The organism is Acaryochloris sp. IP29b_bin.137 (genome assembly GCF_028285745.1).
In the GTDB taxonomy this organism is placed as follows: domain Bacteria; phylum Cyanobacteriota; class Cyanobacteriia; order Thermosynechococcales; family Thermosynechococcaceae; genus Acaryochloris.
The window spans coordinates 1-3,183 of record NZ_JANQOP010000247.1 but is presented as its reverse complement, the minus strand read 5'-3'; the positions used below and the strand labels follow the sequence as shown (position 1 = coordinate 3,183).

The 3,183-nt window shown below is 48.4% G+C and carries 1 protein-coding gene; it reads left to right on the top strand.

Annotation, left to right across the window (positions count from 1 at the left end):
* Positions 1-57 precede the first annotated feature (57 nt).
* On the top strand, positions 58-3,183 hold a 3,126-nt coding region (locus Q0991_RS17565), incomplete at its 3' end, for a spondin domain-containing protein (RefSeq protein ID WP_299490735.1).

The following is a 3,183-nucleotide window of genomic DNA, read 5'->3' as shown; positions in this document are numbered from 1 at the left end:
GGGGGGTTGGACGTTCTTATTAATGATGTGGTCAGTGCACAAAATCAGTCTAGGAGCTTGACTGAGTTTGATGTTGGTAATGTAACCACAACCGGCATTGCTGAGTTCCCCTCGCCAGCAGAAGGCGATAGTGGCTTTTTTGTGACGGTGACTGAGCCTACAGCAACGATTACTCTAGCAGCCATTGATGATGGTGCGGATGAGGATGAGGCTCTGGAGCAGTTTAACTTTGCTTTGATTGATGGTGAGGCCTATGAGGTGGACCCAGCGGCCAACAGCGTTACCCTCAGCATTGCCGATCCAGATGATGTAACTTCAGAAGATGGGATGCGTCAAATTGTCGATGGTAATACGAGTATCTCCCTCGACCTAGATGCATTAGGGTTAACCCTAGTATCTGAGGACAGTAGCGGAACACCATCTGCTGGCTTTGACTTAGGCTTCGACATTGTCGATGACCAAACCACATTCGAGATTGATACAAACCCAATTGCGTTTGACAGCGGTACGATTGAGCATACTGGAACGATAACCCTGGGATTGGGGGATGCTGAAGTAGCGCTGGGTGATTTTTCCATTGCCTTTGACCCTGCACGAGTCTCAGATACGGCTAGCGGTTTCTTTGTTGCTGATACACTTGATGATGCTTTAGGGCTAGAGGTTCTCTTCGATATTGGCGAGCCGACAATCAATTTGTCTGATGACCAAACCACCCTCGATGTGGGTGGAGATCTGCTGCTTTCTCCAGAACTTGCTACCGCCCTGGGCTTAGAGGCTGGTATTGATGTGGGGGATGCGCTCGTTGAGAGTCTTGTCAGGGATCCAGCCGAGACACCCGTTATTTCACTTTCTGTGGTGCCAGCTTCTGAAACCAATCCAGACGGCAGTATCGTTATCAATGAAGACGACGGCAGACTTGTCTCTATTGCACTGACTTACGATTCTGGTGTTATCCCACCAGGCGGAATTCCGGTTCTTTGGACTGGTGATTTTGCTGGCTTCTTTTTTGACGAACCTACCCGATTTGATGTTAATCGTCCCGACGTAGAAGGTCAGGGATTTGTTAATATTCTTCCCATTGAGAACCGAGATACTGAGTTTGAGATAGCACCACTAACCGTCAACGACTCTAGTCTTTCCTTCTTTATCTTTGACGACATTATTGAAGAGGCACCTGTCACCTATGAGCTGATTCTTGAATCAGTGAATGATGATGTTGTCATCGGTAATTCGACCGTTACGGTTACACTTCAGGATGGTCCTAGCGCCAACCCTGGTGGTGGCCCCACTGTTAGCTTCACTACGAGTGAAACTGAACTGGAAGAAGGGGATGAATTTACCGTTAACTTCGAAGTGGATGGCGACATTCCCGATGGGGGTCTAGAGGTCTTCGTAGCGAGTGGACCGACAGCACTAGGTGAGTTCGTTATCTTCAACGAAGATGGGTCACCCGCAATCGAGCTGGAGGGTATTGATGAATTCCCCGTCCAGGGTGGTGATGAGGGTGGTTTCTTTGTAACCCTGAACGAAAATCAGGCTTCTATCACCCTATCGGTGTTTGAGGATGGTCCTACTGAAGGGCTGGAGACATTGACATTTGAGCTTGCCAACGGTGAGCTGTATGAGGTGAATCCTGATGCTAGTACCGTAAACTTTAATATTAACGATGGTGGAGAAGACGCGTCCTTTGCGGTTGAATCTGGAGTGACTAGCGTATTCCTCGATTTCCCGCTGCTGGAGGAAGTAGCTGGCATAACGTTTGTGAGTGCAGACAGTGATGCTACCCCTGCCGAGCGGCCTGCCTTCCTAGAACCATTCCAAGTGGGCTTTGGCATTACTGAGGCCACTGACTTTAGCTTTGCTCCAGTTCCATTCACGCCGTTGGGTGGATCCATTGAGCACTCAGGTACCATCACCCTTGGATTAGGCGGCGCGGAGGCCACCATTGGTGAGTTCTCCATTGGCTTTGACCCCGCTCGAGTATCGGATACGACAAGTGGCTTCTTTGTCGCGGACACATTGGATGATCCGCTGGGCCTAGAGATTCTATTTGATTTGAGTGCACCGGGTACAGCCTCTGTTTCCAACAATGAGCTGGAAATTAGTGATACGGATCTATTGTTGTCTCCTGAATTGGCTGGTGTGTTAGGGCTAACTGACCTGGCAGGTGCAGATGTGGGTGATGCACAAGTGGATGCGATCGCAACTGAAGTACCGACTGAGACTGAGTCTATCGAGGTTTTAGTTACGATAGAAAGCTTAGCTCCTAATGCAGGAACGTTCCTGACACCAATTTGGGTTGGCTTCCACAACGGCGAATTTGACATTTACGACCTGGGTGAAGCGGCAACTCCAAGTTTGGAACGCTTAGCTGAAGATGGAATTACAGAAGGTATATCTGAAGATTTCGTCAGTAGCGGTTTTGGTTTAGTAGATGGCGTCATCCTTGGTCCTGAAGGCTTAGATGGTCCCATCGATCCAGGAGAAATAGCTTCAGAGACATTCACGATTGATCTGAATAGTGATAGTAGCCAGTTCTTCAGCTATGCTTCAATGATCCTTCCCTCCAATGACGCTTTTATCGCCAATGGCGACCCGATGATTCATAGTCTATTTGATGAGAATGGCAATTTTATTGGAGCTGATTTCATCGTTGCCGGTAGTGAAGTTTTAGATGCCGGAACCGAGATCAATGATGAATTAGTTGAGAATACTGCGTTCTTCTCTCAAGTTGATCCGAATACCGGTGAAGATGAAAATGGAGTTGTTGCAGTACATCCAGGTTTTATTGATGGCGGTAGAATCTTAAGCGAAGATGGCAGCACAGCAGATGCACCGGCGGCCTTCACCAGCGCTGACTTTACAGCTGATGGCTATCAAGTTGTTCGGATCAGGGTAGAAGAAGTTACACCTGAACCTCCTGCCCCAGTCGTGAGTATTACGACTGACACTCCAGTTGTGAGTGAAGATGAAAACCCAACACTAAACTTGACCTTTACGGTGGATGGCCCAATTCCAGAAGATGGCGTCCCCCTCACAATCGCTGGAGATTTTACACGTCTATTTGCACCAGGACTGCTGGACGGAAATGTACCCCCCGTTGTTGTTCCTGAAGATGGTTTTATCCCAGTTGAGAATCGAGATCCTGAGTTTGACATCAATCTGACAGCCTCGGTTTTTACC